The following is a 14,649-nucleotide window of genomic DNA, read 5'->3' on the forward strand; positions in this document are numbered from 1 at the left end:
TATGATACAGTCTTGTGAGAAACTTTTTTGGAGGTGTATGATTAAAATGGCAGTAAAAATCCGCTTGAAACGCATGGGTGCAAAAAAATCCCCGTTTTACCGCATTGTTGTGGCAGATTCCCGTTCACCGCGTGATGGACGTTTTATTGAAACAGTAGGAACTTACAATCCTGTTGCAGATCCTGCAGAAGTAAAAATCAACGAGGAAGCCGCGCTCCAATGGCTGAAAAACGGCGCCCAACCGTCTGATACGGTACGTAACTTGTTTTCAAAACAAGGTATTATGGAAAAATACCATAACGAAAAACACGGCAAATAATCATGGACCAACAGATGGATGATTTAATCCTTTCGATCGTCAGGCCGATTGTCAGCCATCCGAATGAAGTGCGGGTAGAACGGGATGAACAAGAATCCGGAACGCTCTACCGCCTGATTGTCCATCCGGATGATGCCGGCATGGTCATTGGTAAAAAGGGGCGTACCGCAAAGGCCATCCGTACGGTCGTTTATGCGGCGGCCGGCGTGCACGGACATAAAAAAATCCGTCTTGAAATTGCCGAATAATGGACAACGATGGATAGAACACCAGTGAAAGGGAGGGGCACACCTCCCTTTTTTATACATCTTTCGGGCTTTCCCCCTCATCTTAACCGACATCCGCTTTTTCCGGCTGCATTTTTTGGGTTTTTTATTGAATGGCGCGAAAAGGAGGGCAGGGCATTTTGAAAATCCTTCAAAAAGTGACGGTCAAGCAAATCCTGACCGAAAAGAGCAAAGGAATGCTTTTGGATACATACCGGCAAAAGAAACAACAACTTCAAAAAGAGTGTGAGCAGCTCCGGTTTGAAACAAAAAAACTGGAAAAGCAAAAAAAGTTTTCGGGAACCAATTTAAAAATGCATTTTGAAAAAGAAATTGAAAGCCGGCAGGAGAAAATCAAACTGGTGGAGTTCCAAATTGAACAACTGCTTTTGCTTCCGATCGGGACAGAATTAAAAGAAAAAGAAATTCACGCCATTGTTGACGTCCGGGAAGGCGACGATTGGAATGCGGTGACAAAAGAGAAATCGATTATTATAAAAGATGGCATCATCCATGAAATTCGCGAGAGGTGAGCATATGACACAATGGTTTAATGTCGGCAAAATCGTCAATACACACGGCATCCGCGGAGAAGTGCGGGTGATTTCCAAAACGGATTTCAAAGCGGAGCGCTATAAACCGGGCAATACGCTTTACTTGTTTCTTCCCGGCCGCGATGAGCCGCTTGCTGTTACGATTGAATCGCACCGGGTGCATAAGCAGTTTGATTTGCTGAAGTTTGAGGGCTTTGATTCGATTGAGGAAGCCGAGAAATGGAAAGGCGGCATGTTGAAAGTTTCCGAAGAACAGCTGGATGAGCTTGGCGAAAATGAGTTTTATTTTCATGAAATCATCGGCTGTGAAGTCGTGACAACCGCAGGCGAGAAAGTCGGGACGGTAAAAGAGATTTTAACGCCCGGGGCAAATGACGTCTGGGTGGTGAAAACAGCGCAGCAGAAAGAAGCGCTGATCCCGTATATTGAAGACGTCGTCAAAAAAGTCGACAAAAAAGAAAAAAGAATTGTGATTGAACCGATGGAAGGGCTTTTGCCATGAAAATAGATATATTGACGCTGTTCCCGGAAATGTTTGAAGGCGTTCTCGGATCCTCCATTTTAAAAAAAGCAGAAGAAAAAGGGATCGTCCATTATCATCTGGTCAATTTCCGTGAATACAGCGACAACAAGCATAAAACCGTCGATGACTACCCGTACGGCGGCGGGGCGGGCATGGTGTTAAAGCCCCAGCCGGTGTTCGATGCTATCGAAGACCGGCTTGAGGGAAGCGAAAAAAAGCCGCGCATCATTTTGCTCTGCCCCCAGGGGGAAACGTATACGCAACAAAAAGCGGAAGCGTTTGCGGAAGAAGAACATCTGATCTTTATTTGCGGCCATTACGAAGGGTATGATGAACGGATCCGGACGCTTGTAACCGATGAAATCTCAATCGGAGACTATGTGTTAACGGGCGGCGAGCTGGGCGCAATGGTCATGATCGACAGCATCGTCCGCCTGCTTCCCGGTGTTTTGGGCAATGAAACCTCGCCTGTTACTGATTCTTTTTCGACCGGGCTGCTGGAACATCCGCATTATACGCGGCCGGCGGATTTTCGCGGAATGAAGGTGCCGGACGTGTTATTATCCGGAAATCACCGGCTGATTGAAGAATGGCGCGAAAAAGAGTCGCTGTACCGCACCTATACGAGAAGGCCGGATCTTTTACGCGGATATCCGCTATCTGAAAAGCAAAAAGCGTGGCTGAAAGAATGGGAAGAAAAACGCGGGTAGCTGTTGCAATCAGCATGCGTTTATGCTAAGATTGCTTTTGTGGTTTGCTTGAAAACAAGGCAGACCGCCGTAAAACGATGTTCCGCTGCAAATACGATGGAAGATTTGCAAGAGCATTTGTTGGAAGGAGTTGAATACGATGCACAATATTATTGACGAAATTACAAAAGATCAACTTCGCACTGATCTGCCTGCTTTCCGCCCGGGGGATACGGTCCGCGTCCATGTAAAAGTTATCGAAGGTTCACGCGAACGTATCCAGGTTTTTGAAGGTGTGGTCATTAAACGCCGCGGCGGCGGGATCAGCGAAACGTTTACAGTCCGGAAAGTTTCTTACGGTGTCGGCGTTGAGCGTACATTCCCGCTCCATACACCAAAAATTGCGAAGCTTGAAGTCGTGCGTCGCGGTAAAGTTCGCCGTGCGAAACTTTACTACCTGCGTAATCTGCGCGGTAAAGCTGCCCGTATTAAAGAAATTCGCTAATTTGCTGCAACGGCTGTTCGAAAAGGGGCTATCATGGCCCCTTTTCTTCATACTTATACATAAATAACCCGGGTGTCTCTGAGGTTTTCAATCGGCAACCAATCCTGTTATAATGCAAAATATCAGGGAATATACGCTTATGGATACATGGAATGAGGCGGTGTAAATAAATGGCAAAACAGAAAAAACCAAAAAATGAACTGTTCGAATGGGTGAAAGCGCTGCTGATTGCTGTGGCACTGGCCGGCATTTTGCGCTACTTTTTCTTCGCCCCGATCGTGGTCGACGGCTCTTCCATGATGCCGACTTTGAAAAACGGCGACCGGATGATTGTGAATAAAATCGGGAGCCCGAAACGGTTCGACATCATCGTTTTCCACGCCCCGGAAGGCAAAGATTATATCAAAAGGGTCATCGGGCTGCCGGGCGACCGGATCGAGTATAAAAATGACATCCTGTATATTAACGGGAAAGCGTATAAAGAGCCTTATCTCGATAAATATAAAAAAGCCGTAGCCGACGGACCGCTTACGGAAGATTTTACCTTAAAAGACTATATCGGGCGCGACACGGTGCCAAAAGGGCAGATTTTTGTGATGGGCGATAACCGCCGGTACAGCAAAGACAGCCGCCAGATCGGGACGATTCCGCTCAGCAAGGTGGTCGGGGAGACAAACTTTGTATACTGGCCGGTGAAAGATGCCCATATGATCAATAAATAAGCGCCCGTTCGTTGCGCATTTTACGGAAAAAAGTAACCGTTATGGAGTTGACGCATGATGGCAATACAATGGTTTCCGGGCCATATGGCGAAGGCAAGGAGAGAAGTGACCGAAAAATTAAAACTGGTCGATATTGTTTTTGAATTGCTTGATGCAAGGATCCCGGTTTCCTCCGCCAATCCGATGCTGGATGAACTGATTCAGCAAAAGCCGCGGATCAAATTGCTGAACAAGGCCGATATGGCAGATCCGGCCGCTACAGCCCGCTGGCTTGAAAAATTGTCCGGCGGCAATACGCATGTCCTTGCCATTGACGCGCAAAGCGGAAAAGGGCTCGACAAAATGGTGAAACTGGCTGAACAGATTTTGGAGCCAAAATGGGAGAGGATGCGGGCAAAAGGCATCCGGCCGCGTGCGATCCGGGCCATGATTGTCGGAATTCCGAACGTCGGTAAATCGACGCTCATTAACCGGCTTGCCGGGAAAAATATCGCCAAAACCGGCAATACGCCGGGCGTGACAAAAGCGCAGGCATGGATAAAAGTCGGGAAAACGATGGAGCTCCTCGATACGCCTGGGATCCTTTGGCCGAAATTCGAAGACAAAGAAACCGGTTATAAGCTCGCTTTAACCGGTGCGATTAAAGACACGATCCTCAACCTGCAGGACGTTTCCGTATTTGGCCTGCGTTTTCTTGAAAAACATTATCCCGGCACATTAAAAGCCCGGTACAAGCTTGAGGATATCCCGGATATTGTCCCCCTTTTTGACCATATCGGTCGCCTGCGCGGCTGCTTGCGGGCGGGAGGGGAAATCGATTACGACAAAACGGCTGAAGTGATTATCCGTGATATCCGCGGCATGAAACTGGGGCCTCTGACATTTGATTTGTAATAAGCGCTCTCCGTAAGGGAGTGCTTATTTTTCGGGGAGGGGAAACATTGAAAATCAGTGAAATTGAAGCGCGTCTTCAGGAAATCACAAACCCGTCCGATCCGTTTATCCAGGCGCTAGGCCGGGACGAACGGAAAGGCGCACAAAAAGCGCTGGAAAAATGGATGAGAAAATTACAAAAAGAGCGTGAACAGCTTGAAAAATTCCGGGAGATGGGACGGTTTGAAGACGCCCTGCGCAGCCACGGCTGCCGCCTGATCGCCGGAATTGACGAGGCAGGCAGGGGGCCGCTTGCCGGGCCAGTTGTAGCCGCTGCCGTCATTCTTCCAGAAGATTTTTACCTGCCCGGCCTGAACGATTCCAAACAGCTTTCCGAAAAACAGCGGGAGGCCTTTTTTGCGCGGATCCAGGAAGAAACCCTTGTCGGCGTCGGCTTTGCCAGCGCAGAAGAAATTGACAGGATGAATATTTACGAGGCGGCCAAAAAGGCGATGCTTGCGGCTTTGGGCCATTTGCCTGCTGCTCCTGACCATTTGCTGATCGATGCGATGGAAATTCCCGCTTCGTACCCGCAAACTTCGATTGTAAAAGGGGATGCGAAAAGCATTTCAATTGCCGCGGCATCTGTGGTTGCAAAAGTAACGAGAGACCGGTATATGCAGGAAATGGATGAAAAATATCCCGGTTACGGTTTCGCCATACATAAGGGGTACGGGACGAAAAAACATCTGGAAGCGCTCATGAAGCTTGGCCCGTGCCCGATCCATCGAAAATCGTTTGCGCCGATTAAAGACAGACCGGCAATCCGCCGATAAATAAGCAAGAAGAAAGAAACAGGGCGGGGGAATAGCATGCAAATTTTTTTAGGCAAACAGCCATTTTCTATTGATGCCGGCTCAAATATCCGCACGTTTGCATTTCAAACGGGGCAGATTTTTTCCGGTGCCATCCAAAAACTGTTTCCAAATGACACCGCACTTGTCCAGGCAGGCGGGCGTACATTTGCCGCGAAACTCGAAGTGCCGCTTGAAGCCGGAAAAAACTACTGGTTTCAAACGGTTTTGGCCGACGGTGAAGTGCAGTTGAAAATGCTTTCGGAAGCCGATGCAAACGGCATGGCCGGGAAAGCTTTGCTCCCGCAAATGCAACTGCCGCCAGGAAAAACGTTCCAGTCCCTTGTTTCGTACTTGGCTGAACAGGAAATTCCGTTTACGAAAAATGACATTGCTGCGATCGGCGCATGGCTGAAGCATGTACCGGATCTGGCAAACGGGCTGGAAACGGCTGCCTTTATGCTCCAAGAAGGCTTTCCTGTGTCAGAGGGCGTGTTCACTTCGCTCCTTGCCGCAGGTCAAAACATACCGGCGGATCAGCTTTTAAACCGGTTGCAGCAGGCGCTCAAGCAGGGGGAACAGACGCCGGAAACGAGGCAATTGCTTGCACTTATCGGGGAGCTTGGGACAGGCAGCGAGCAGGTGACAGGAGAGGCGTTACGCCGGCAAATCAAAGAGAAGATTCAAAAAATGGGACTTTTTTATGAGGCGGGGCTTTTGCATGAGGACAAAGCCGCGGACAAGGACGGGCTGCCTTTAAAAGCGCTGCTTGTTGATTTGCTGCAAAAAGGCGGGGGAACAAAAGCTGCCCGGGATGCAGCAGACGAAATCGTACAGAAACTGAACGGCCAGCAGCTGCTCGCGCTTCCCGGCGGGGTAGTGCAGCACATTTGGATGGAAATTCCGCTTTCATTCGCGCACTTTCAAACGAATGCCGTTGTACAATGGTCAGGCAGGCGGAAAAATGGCGGAAAAATAGACAGTAATTATTGTAAAATCATTTTTTACTTGAATCTTCAGTTTATGAAAGAAACATTGGTCGAGATGAATGTGCAAAACCGGATCGTTTCCATCCGCATTTCCAGTTTGAAAAAGGGTCTTCAGGAAGCCGTGAAGCCTTTTTTGCCGGCTTTAAAGGAAGGCCTTTCCAAAACCGGTTACACATTGTCTGACGTTCGGTTCGGGGAATTCCAGCCGGATGCTGTGCGTGCCACGCTCAGCCGGCCGGAGGTTTCCGGGAAAGGGGTTGATCTTAGGATATGAAGGATCCACAAAAGGACATAAAAGAAGCGGTCGCGCTCCAGTACAGCCCGGATGCGCATTCCGCCCCTGTCGTGAAGGCAAAAGGTAAAGGGGATGTGGCCAGGCGGATTATTGAAGAAGCAAAAAAAGCGAATGTTCCGATCCAGCAGGACCCGGATCTTGCCGCACTGCTCGGCCGGCTTGACATCAACGAAGCGATCCCGGAAGAACTGTATGCAGCTGTGGCCGAGGTGTTTGCCATGATTTACCGCCTCGACCAGTCGCTAAAAAACAAGGATAAAAAATGAACGAAAGCTGACCATTAAGCCTGGGCACCCATTTGCATAAAGGCTGCGGTGACAATAGGCCAACGACCAGTAAAATCACGTCCATTTTATACCGAAAAAAATATTTTTGAATAATAATAGCCATTTTAGTTCATTATGGTAGACATCTTTTCCGATGTTTATTAAAATGAAAGCGCAGTTAATTTTTTGAACAGTTTGATAGGAGGATGGAACATGAATATTCACGAGTATCAGGGCAAAGAGATCCTGAGAAAATACGGGGTCGCTGTGCCGAACGGGAAAGTGGCCTTCACCGTGGATGAAGCGGTGGAAGCAGCGAAATCGCTCGGTACACAAGTATGTGTGGTAAAAGCGCAAATTCATGCCGGCGGCCGCGGAAAAGCAGGCGGCGTCAAAGTGGCAAAAAATTTGGATGAGGTTCGTACATACGCACAGGAACTGCTTGGCAAAACGCTTGTGACGCATCAGACAGGCCCTGAAGGAAAAGAAGTGAAGCGCCTCTTGATCGAAGAAGGGTGCGACATTCAAAAAGAATACTATGTCGGCCTTGTTTTGGACCGTGCCACAAGCCGGGTTGTGCTGATGGCTTCTGAAGAAGGCGGCACGGAAATTGAAGAAGTGGCGGCGAAAACACCGGAAAAGATTTTTAAAGAAACCATTGACCCGGCAGTCGGGCTCTTGCCATTCCAGGCGCGCCGCATTGCGTTCAACATCAATATTCCTGCTAAACTTGTAAATCAGGCCGTTAAATTTATGACAGGCCTTTATCAAGTATTTGTGGAAAAAGACTGCTCGATCGCGGAAATCAATCCGCTTGTTGTAACCGGCGACGGAAAAGTAATGGCGCTCGATGCCAAATTGAATTTTGATTCGAACGGCTTGTTCCGCCAGCAGGATGTTCTGGCGTACCGCGATCTCGAAGAAGAAGATCCGAAAGAAATTGAAGCGTCGAAATACGATTTGAGCTATGTCGCCCTTGACGGCAATATCGGCTGCATGGTAAACGGCGCCGGCCTTGCGATGGCGACAATGGACATTATTAAATATTACGGCGGCGATCCGGCCAACTTCCTTGATGTCGGGGGTGGCGCAACGGAAGAAAAAGTAACGGAAGCGTTTAAAATCATTTTATCGGATGAAAAAGTCAAAGGCATTTTTGTCAACATTTTCGGCGGCATTATGAAGTGCGATGTCATTGCTTCCGGCGTCGTTGCAGCCACAAAACAAGTCGGACTCGACATCCCGCTCGTTGTCCGTCTTGAAGGGACCAATGTGGAACTTGGGAAGAAAATTTTAAACGAATCTGGGCTGAAAATTGTTGCCGCTGAATCGATGGCAGACGGCGCGCAAAAAATTGTCGAACTGGTCAGCTGACAGCAGCTGTTCATTCAGACCAAATGCGAACAAATATTCTTGAATGAAGAAGGCAGGGGAAAAAAGTGAGCATTTATGTAAATAAAGACACGAAAGTCATTGTCCAGGGGATTACCGGGAAAACGGCGCTTTTCCATACAAAACAATGCTTGGAATACGGGACGAAAATTGTCGGCGGCACAAGCCCTGGCAAAGGCGGGACTGAAGTAGAAGGCGTGCCGGTCTTTAATACGGTGAAAGAAGCCGTTGAAAAAACGGGCGCAACCGTTTCAGTTATCTATGTGCCGGCTCCGTTTGCGGCAGATGCGATTATGGAAGCGGTCGATGCAGAACTCGATCTTGTCATCTGTATTACGGAGCATATCCCGGTATTGGATATGGTCAAAGTGAAACGTTATATGGAAGGAAAGAAAACGCGCCTGATCGGGCCGAACTGCCCGGGCATCATCACGCCAGACGAATGCAAAATCGGCATTATGCCGGGTTATATTCATAAAAAAGGCCATGTCGGCGTTGTTTCCCGTTCCGGTACGCTGACTTATGAAGCCGTCCATCAGCTGACGCGCGCCGGCATCGGTCAGACAGGGGCGATCGGCATCGGCGGCGACCCTGTGAACGGCACCAATTTTATTGATGTATTAAAAGAATTTAACAATGATCCGGAAACGGAAGCGGTCATTATGATCGGTGAAATCGGCGGGACGGCGGAAGAAGAAGCCGCCAAATGGGTGCAGGCAAACATGAAGAAACCGGTTGTCGGATTTATCGGCGGTGTCACCGCGCCTCCTGGAAAACGGATGGGCCACGCCGGCGCCATCATTTCAGGCGGCAAAGGAACCGCAGCGGAAAAGATCCGCACGATGAACGAATGCGGCATCCAAGTAGCCGAAACGCCGGCTGTCATTGGGGAAACGCTCGTTCGTGTACTGAAGGAAAGAGGCCTTTACGAGAAATGTAAAAACCTTTAAGCGGCGGCACCGGCCGTCCCGGAACCCGCATTTTCCGGGACAGTCCGGTAAAACTGCCTGGATCCGGCTGCCATTTTTAAGCGTGCAGCCGGGTCCTAAATGTTTTTCTTTTTCAATGAAATACGGTTTGAAAGCGAGGCAAACAATGGAACCATTAAAAATCAAATACATTCATTTGGATCATTGCAGGGGAATTTCCCGCGTGCAAAAAATGAAAATCCTCGAATTTGATCCGCTGCTTGAAAAAATCTGCCGGATTCCCCCTGAAACACTGCGCGCCATGCTTCATATGCAAAAGGAAACATTTGAACGCTTTTATGAAGATCTTCTCCATCTTGACATCAAACCCTATTTAACCCTCTACCAGAAAAAACAGATCCGAATGACAGCCCGTTTTGAACCGGAATATCCGCCGCTTCTGAAAGAAACGTACCAGCCTCCTGCCGTACTCTATTCAATCGGAAATGTATCATTGCTGAAAAACCGTGCGCTGGCCGTTGTCGGGTCAAGAAAGGCCGGTTCCTATGCAGAAAAAGTCGCCGATCATTTGCTGCCACCCCTGATCGAAAAACAGTTTGCCATTGTCAGCGGGCTGGCGAGAGGGGCGGATTCGATTGCCCACCGTGCCGCCATGAAATACGGGGGGAAGACGATTGCGGTGCTCGGAAGTGGGTTTTTTCATATTTATCCGCGGGAAAATATACAAATGGCGGAAAAAATAAAACAGGGCCATTTACTGCTGTCGGAATATCCGCCGTTTACGCGCCCGGAAAAATGGCGTTTTCCGGAACGCAACCGGATCATCAGCGGCATTTCTGAAGGTGTGCTCGTGCTTCAGGCGGAAAAACGGAGCGGCTCCCTGATCACGGCAGATTACGCCCTCCAGGAAGGCCGGGAAGTTTTCAGCGTGCCGGGAAACGTGCTGGACAGCCTGTCGAAAGGAACAAACCATCTTATCCAGCAGGGCGCAAAATTGGTAACATGCAGCGGAGACATTTTGGAAGAACTGCTTCCGACAAGGTAAAAAATAGTTAGAGAAAATTCATAAATGGGCAGTGATTTTCCGATTTTGTGAAAAAACGCATGATTTTTGGATAAAATGGTTATAAAATAGAGAAAGAAAAGATAAAATTTTCAAAATGAAACCGCTTGCGATGTTGATTTTTCATCATTCGTGCTGTTACAATTGACAAATGCGGGCATCCATGCCCATAATTACAAATGATTTTGTTTGAAAAATGAAAGCAAAGTTGCTGCAAAGAGAGGGTGTAAGCTCTCCAGGGAGGATTTTTGAATGTCAGACTACTTAGTGATTGTAGAATCACCTGCAAAAGCGAAAACGATTGAAAAATATTTGGGAAAAAAATATAGAGTGAAAGCTTCCATGGGGCATGTGCGCGACTTGCCGAAAAGCCAAATGGGGGTGGATGTGGACGACCATTTTAAGCCGAAGTACATTACAATCAGGGGCAAGGGGCCGGTCTTAAAAGATTTGAAAAACGCGGCCAAAAAAGCAAAAAAAGTCTATCTTGCCGCCGACCCTGACCGCGAAGGGGAAGCAATTGCCTGGCATCTCGCCAACAGCTTGAATCTGGATGTGCATTCGGACTGCCGCGTCGTGTTTAATGAAATTACAAAGGACGCGATTAAAGAATCATTTAAACATCCGCGCCCGATCAATATGGACCTTGTCGATGCCCAGCAGGCAAGACGGATTTTGGATCGTCTCGTCGGTTATAACATTAGCCCGCTTTTATGGAAGAAAGTGAAAAAAGGTTTGAGTGCGGGCAGGGTACAGTCCGTTGCCGTCCGCCTTATCATCGACCGGGAAAATGAAATTAAATCGTTTGTGCCGGAAGAGTACTGGACGATTGCCGGGTCCTTTAAAAAAGGGAAAGACACGTTCCAGGCATCTTTTTACGGTGTGGACGGAAAAAAAATACAGCTGAAGTCAGAAGCGGATGTGAAAAAAATTACCGGCATGCTGAAAAGCGACAAGTTCCAGGTTTCTTCCGTCACGCACAAAGAGAAGAAACGGAATCCGGCGCCGCCGTTTACGACTTCTTCCTTGCAACAGGAAGCCGCCCGGAAGCTGAACTTCAGGGCAAAGAAAACAATGATGGTGGCCCAGCAGCTGTATGAAGGCATCGACCTTGGAAAAGAAGGGACTGTCGGGCTGATCACGTATATGAGAACAGACTCGACCCGGATTTCGGAAGTCGCAAAAACAGAAGCCAATCAATATATTCGGGAAAAATTCGGGGAAAACTATTTGCGCCAGGAAGAAAGAAAAGAGAAAAAACAGGCAAATGCCCAGGATGCACACGAAGGGATCCGGCCAACAAGCATTTTCCGGGATCCGGGTTCGGTCAAGTCCTTTCTAAGCAGAGACCAGTATAAGCTGTACAAATTGATTTGGGAACGCTTTATGGCCAGCCAGATGGCCCCTGCAATACTGGATACGATGAGTGCCACGCTGGCAAACGGCACGGTTTTGTTCCGGGCGTCCGGGTCAAAAATCCAGTTTCCGGGTTTTATGAAAGTGTATGTGGAAGGTTCCGACGACCAGCAGGAAGAAGGCGAACGTTATTTGCCGCATCTCGAAGAAGGGGATGTTGTCCAATCTGAGTCGATCGAACCGAAACAGCATTTCACCCAGCCGCCGCCACGCTATACCGAAGCCCGGCTTGTCAAAACGCTGGAAGAACTTGGAATTGGGCGGCCGTCCACCTATGCGCCGACATTGGATACAATCCAAAAGCGCGGCTATGTGGCGCTTGAGAATAAGCGGTTTGTCCCGACAGAGCTCGGCGAAATCGTGCTCGAATTGATTCGGGAATTTTTCCCGGAAATCATAGATGTCGAATTCACCGCTGATATGGAAAAAGACCTGGACGAAATTGAAGAAGGAAAAGTGCCATGGGTCCAAATCATTGATGCGTTTTATCAAAATTTTGAAGCCCGCCTGAAAAAAGCGGAAACCGAAATGGAAAAAATCGAGATCAAAGATGAAGAAACCGGGGAAATGTGCGAGCTGTGCGGAAGTCCGATGGTGTATAAAATGGGGCGTTATGGCAAGTTTATGGCTTGCAGCAATTTTCCTGATTGCCGCAATACGAAGCCAATCGTCAAAAAAATCGGCGTCACTTGCCCGAAATGTGGTAAAGGTGAAATCATTGAGCGGAAAACAAAGAAAAACCGCATTTTTTACGGGTGCGACCGTTATCCGGAATGTGATTTTGTCTCTTGGGATAAGCCGGTTGGCAGGAAGTGCCCGAAGTGCGGCGACATGCTCGTTGAAAAAAAGCTGAAAAAAGGGACGCAGATCCAATGTGTGCACTGTGACTATAAAGAGCAGTCGGTGAAGTAATGATCGACCTTGCCGGAACTTTGGCGGCCTTGCGTGGAGCGGGCGGCAAAGTTCCGGTTGATCAAAATGAATATTTACATTTTTACGAGAAAATGCATCTTATTCTTTTACTTCTTGGAGCAGCTGTTGTAAAATGCTTAAAGGACAGTTGCGACAAAAAACGACAGAATTCCCGAATCGTTGGCGGGCAGCGGCCAAAAGCTTTTCAATAAACGGCATTCCCGGCTTTTCACGGCAGGAAGCGCCAGTCAAAAGGACAATTCGAAAATTTATGAAAAATATGTAACATTCGTTGCAATCCGATCCGGAAATGTGTTATGATTTAACCGGATTTCCGAATGCCGTCCCTTGGCTTCGAAGCATATGAGCCGGCGGGAGACGGGGTTTCGGTTGGCGCAAGCCGGGGCTTACGGATACCCGGACCGGCGCAAAAAGCCCGGCTGGCGGGTTTGTCCGGGCCGTTTTACCGGCTGAAAAAAATGGCAATAACCCCGGAAAGCCTATTGTTGTCTATCAACGTGAAGAGTGGCGTAAAGCAGGCCCGTTTCCCCGCACATGTGAGGTGTTAAACAGATGAACGGCGAACTGTCCGGCTATTTGCTTTCTTTTATGGAATACATGCAAGTGGAGAAAAACTATTCCGCATACACAATCAAATTTTATCGCCTGGACCTGGAGGATTTTTTTGCGTTTTTAACCGCACAGGGGATTGCCTCGCTGGACGAGGTGGGGTATCCGGCAGGGAGACTGTATTTGACAATGTTGCATGAACACGGATACAGCCGCGCCACGGTAGCACGGAAAATATCCAGCATTCGCAGTTTTTTCAAATTCCTGATGCGGGAGAGAATCGTCAAAGAAAATCCCTTTGCACTTTTATCACAGCCGAAACAACATAAGCGCCTGCCCAAATTTTTTTATGAGGAAGAAATGGAGCAACTGTTTGCGGCATGTGAAGGCGATGATGCACTGTCCCGGCGCAACCGTGCTTTGCTCGAAATCCTGTATGCGACCGGCATCCGCGTGAGCGAATGCGTCAATATTCGGTTGCAGGATATTGATTTTGAATTCGAGACGATCCATGTAAAAGGGAAAGGAAAAAAAGAACGGATCGTGCTGTTCGGCCATTTTGCAGGGGAAGCCGTTTCGGATTATATGGCGCATGCACGGAAAACGTTGATGCGCGGTAAAGAAGACCATCCCTATTTATTTGTAAATGCACGCGGCGGCGCATTGACCGATAAAGGTGTCCGCTATATTTTAAATGAAATGATCAAAAAAGCGGCACTGACCGGAAAAATTCATCCACACATGTTGCGGCATACATTTGCAACCCATTTGCTGAACCATGGGGCTGATTTGCGCACAGTACAGGACCTTCTTGGGCATGAAAGCTTGTCTTCCACGCAAGTCTACACACATGTAACCAAGGAGCATTTGCGGCAAACTTATATGGCTTACCACCCGAGAGCATAGCAATGCAAGGCGGTTCGCTTTGATTACATAGGAGGTGCTGATATGGGTGATTTTCACGCAACCACAATATTTGCCATCCGCCATAACGGAAAAAGTGCAATGGCTGGGGATGGGCAGGTGACGCTCGGAAACTCTGTCGTGATGAAAAATACGGCCAAAAAAGTCCGCCGGCTGTTTAACGGAAAAGTGCTGGCCGGTTTTGCCGGCTCGGTTGCGGATGCTTTTACGCTTTCCGAAATGTTTGAAGGAAAACTGCAGGAATATAACGGCAACCTGACGCGGGCAGCAGTGGAACTGGCCAAAATGTGGAGAAGCGATAAAGTGCTCCGAAAGCTCGAAGCGATGCTGATTGTCATGGATGAAAACAATTTGCTGCTTGTCTCGGGAACGGGGGAAGTCATTGAACCGGATGACGGCATCCTCGCTATCGGCTCGGGCGGCAATTACGCGCTCGCTGCCGGCCGTGCACTGAAACGGCATGCGGCAGAGAACTTCACCGCAAAAGAAATTGCGCGGGCTTCCCTTGAAATCGCATCTGAAATTTGTGTATTTACAAATTCAAACATTATCGTGGAAGAACTATAAGCGGAAAGGTTCCCGTACCGG

The 14,649-nt window shown here is 48.4% G+C and carries 18 protein-coding genes; all 18 read left to right on the forward strand.

Going from position 1 to position 14,649, the window contains the following annotated elements; translation table 11 throughout:
• The first annotated feature begins 46 nt into the window (after window positions 1–46).
• The 18 genes from rpsP (at window position 47) to hslV (ending at window position 14,628) form a co-directional block, all read left to right on the forward strand.
• Entirely contained in the window at window positions 47–319 is a 273-nt protein-coding gene (gene rpsP / locus NSS95_RS05860) for a 30S ribosomal protein S16 (protein ID WP_014095479.1), read from the forward strand.
• The gene (locus NSS95_RS05865) at window positions 319–567 is read left to right on the forward strand and encodes a KH domain-containing protein (protein WP_026104620.1); all 249 of its coding nucleotides are present in this window, start codon (window positions 319–321) and stop codon (window positions 565–567) included. Before rpsP ends, NSS95_RS05865 begins: the two co-directional genes overlap by 1 nt.
• Window positions 568–725: 158 nt before the next feature.
• Window positions 726–1,118 carry a YlqD family protein gene (locus NSS95_RS05870; RefSeq protein WP_014095477.1) on the forward strand — a complete coding sequence of 131 codons (393 nt, stop codon included), beginning with the start codon at window positions 726–728 and terminating at the stop codon, window positions 1,116–1,118.
• A gap of 4 nt (window positions 1,119–1,122) precedes the next feature.
• Complete coding sequence (gene rimM, locus NSS95_RS05875) at window positions 1,123–1,641, forward strand: ribosome maturation factor RimM (RefSeq protein ID WP_017551514.1); 519 nt, start codon at window positions 1,123–1,125, stop codon at window positions 1,639–1,641.
• Window positions 1,638–2,372 carry a tRNA (guanosine(37)-N1)-methyltransferase TrmD gene (gene trmD, locus NSS95_RS05880; RefSeq protein WP_014095475.1) on the forward strand — a complete coding sequence of 245 codons (735 nt, stop codon included), beginning with the start codon at window positions 1,638–1,640 and terminating at the stop codon, window positions 2,370–2,372. The genes rimM and trmD overlap by 4 nt, the downstream gene beginning before the upstream one ends.
• 139 nt (window positions 2,373–2,511) lie before the next feature.
• The gene (rplS, locus tag NSS95_RS05885; RefSeq protein ID WP_014095474.1) at window positions 2,512–2,856 is read left to right on the forward strand and encodes a 50S ribosomal protein L19; all 345 of its coding nucleotides are present in this window, start codon (window positions 2,512–2,514) and stop codon (window positions 2,854–2,856) included.
• Window positions 2,857–3,026: 170 nt separating this feature from the next.
• A complete protein-coding gene (lepB, locus tag NSS95_RS05890; RefSeq protein ID WP_014095473.1) occupies window positions 3,027–3,578 on the forward strand; it encodes a signal peptidase I in 552 nt (183 codons plus the stop codon).
• Between the two features lie 54 nt (window positions 3,579–3,632).
• Entirely contained in the window at window positions 3,633–4,472 is an 840-nt protein-coding gene (gene ylqF / locus NSS95_RS05895; RefSeq protein ID WP_014095472.1) for a ribosome biogenesis GTPase YlqF, read from the forward strand.
• A 47-nt stretch (window positions 4,473–4,519) separates the two neighbouring features.
• On the forward strand, window positions 4,520–5,287 hold the full coding sequence (locus NSS95_RS05900) for a ribonuclease HII (protein ID WP_014095471.1): 768 nt from the start codon (window positions 4,520–4,522) through the stop codon (window positions 5,285–5,287).
• A gap of 36 nt (window positions 5,288–5,323) precedes the next feature.
• Window positions 5,324–6,568: a hypothetical protein gene (locus tag NSS95_RS05905; RefSeq protein ID WP_014095470.1), complete on the forward strand. Its 1,245-nt coding sequence runs from the start codon at window positions 5,324–5,326 to the stop codon at window positions 6,566–6,568.
• Window positions 6,565–6,855, forward strand: a complete 291-nt coding sequence (locus tag NSS95_RS05910) for an EscU/YscU/HrcU family type III secretion system export apparatus switch protein (protein WP_014095469.1) — start codon at window positions 6,565–6,567, stop codon at window positions 6,853–6,855. Before NSS95_RS05905 ends, NSS95_RS05910 begins: the two co-directional genes overlap by 4 nt.
• 213 nt (window positions 6,856–7,068) lie before the next feature.
• The gene (gene sucC / locus NSS95_RS05915; RefSeq protein ID WP_014095468.1) at window positions 7,069–8,229 is read left to right on the forward strand and encodes an ADP-forming succinate--CoA ligase subunit beta; all 1,161 of its coding nucleotides are present in this window, start codon (window positions 7,069–7,071) and stop codon (window positions 8,227–8,229) included.
• Window positions 8,230–8,294: 65 nt separating this feature from the next.
• Window positions 8,295–9,197 carry a succinate--CoA ligase subunit alpha gene (sucD, locus tag NSS95_RS05920; RefSeq protein WP_014095467.1) on the forward strand — a complete coding sequence of 301 codons (903 nt, stop codon included), beginning with the start codon at window positions 8,295–8,297 and terminating at the stop codon, window positions 9,195–9,197.
• A gap of 145 nt (window positions 9,198–9,342) precedes the next feature.
• Complete coding sequence (gene dprA, locus NSS95_RS05925; protein WP_014095466.1) at window positions 9,343–10,221, forward strand: DNA-processing protein DprA; 879 nt, start codon at window positions 9,343–9,345, stop codon at window positions 10,219–10,221.
• A 270-nt stretch (window positions 10,222–10,491) separates the two neighbouring features.
• Complete coding sequence (gene topA / locus NSS95_RS05930) at window positions 10,492–12,567, forward strand: type I DNA topoisomerase (protein WP_017551515.1); 2,076 nt, start codon at window positions 10,492–10,494, stop codon at window positions 12,565–12,567.
• Window positions 12,567–12,779, forward strand: coding sequence for a hypothetical protein (locus tag NSS95_RS05935; RefSeq protein WP_014095463.1), 213 nt, complete (start codon window positions 12,567–12,569; stop codon window positions 12,777–12,779). Before topA ends, NSS95_RS05935 begins: the two co-directional genes overlap by 1 nt.
• Before the next feature lie 361 nt (window positions 12,780–13,140).
• Window positions 13,141–14,043 (forward strand): tyrosine recombinase XerC, encoded by a 903-nt coding sequence (gene xerC / locus NSS95_RS05940; protein WP_014095461.1) that lies wholly within the window; start codon window positions 13,141–13,143, stop codon window positions 14,041–14,043.
• A gap of 42 nt (window positions 14,044–14,085) precedes the next feature.
• Complete coding sequence (hslV, locus tag NSS95_RS05945; protein ID WP_014095460.1) at window positions 14,086–14,628, forward strand: ATP-dependent protease subunit HslV; 543 nt, start codon at window positions 14,086–14,088, stop codon at window positions 14,626–14,628.
• Window positions 14,629–14,649: the final 21 nt, after the last annotated feature.

Source organism: Weizmannia sp. FSL K6-3076 (genome assembly GCF_038007245.1).
Lineage (GTDB): Bacteria > Bacillota > Bacilli > Bacillales > Bacillaceae_C > Weizmannia > Weizmannia faecalis.

What these genes read in the sequence shown, in the direction of transcription:
- rpsP (WP_014095479.1), top strand. Translation starts at nt 47, where the DNA reads ATGGCAGTAAAAATCCGCTTGAAACGCATGGGTGCAAAAAAATCCCCG.
- rimM (WP_017551514.1), top strand. Translation starts at nt 1,123, where the DNA reads ATGACACAATGGTTTAATGTCGGCAAAATCGTCAATACACACGGCATC.
- trmD (WP_014095475.1), top strand. Translation starts at nt 1,638, where the DNA reads ATGAAAATAGATATATTGACGCTGTTCCCGGAAATGTTTGAAGGCGTT.
- rplS (WP_014095474.1), top strand. Translation starts at nt 2,512, where the DNA reads ATGCACAATATTATTGACGAAATTACAAAAGATCAACTTCGCACTGAT.
- lepB (WP_014095473.1), top strand. Translation starts at nt 3,027, where the DNA reads ATGGCAAAACAGAAAAAACCAAAAAATGAACTGTTCGAATGGGTGAAA.
- ylqF (WP_014095472.1), top strand. Translation starts at nt 3,633, where the DNA reads ATGATGGCAATACAATGGTTTCCGGGCCATATGGCGAAGGCAAGGAGA.
- NSS95_RS05905 (WP_014095470.1), top strand. Translation starts at nt 5,324, where the DNA reads ATGCAAATTTTTTTAGGCAAACAGCCATTTTCTATTGATGCCGGCTCA.
- NSS95_RS05910 (WP_014095469.1), top strand. Translation starts at nt 6,565, where the DNA reads ATGAAGGATCCACAAAAGGACATAAAAGAAGCGGTCGCGCTCCAGTAC.
- sucC (WP_014095468.1), top strand. Translation starts at nt 7,069, where the DNA reads ATGAATATTCACGAGTATCAGGGCAAAGAGATCCTGAGAAAATACGGG.
- dprA (WP_014095466.1), top strand. Translation starts at nt 9,343, where the DNA reads ATGGAACCATTAAAAATCAAATACATTCATTTGGATCATTGCAGGGGA.
- topA (WP_017551515.1), top strand. Translation starts at nt 10,492, where the DNA reads ATGTCAGACTACTTAGTGATTGTAGAATCACCTGCAAAAGCGAAAACG.
- NSS95_RS05935 (WP_014095463.1), top strand. Translation starts at nt 12,567, where the DNA reads ATGATCGACCTTGCCGGAACTTTGGCGGCCTTGCGTGGAGCGGGCGGC.
- xerC (WP_014095461.1), top strand. Translation starts at nt 13,141, where the DNA reads ATGAACGGCGAACTGTCCGGCTATTTGCTTTCTTTTATGGAATACATG.
- hslV (WP_014095460.1), top strand. Translation starts at nt 14,086, where the DNA reads ATGGGTGATTTTCACGCAACCACAATATTTGCCATCCGCCATAACGGA.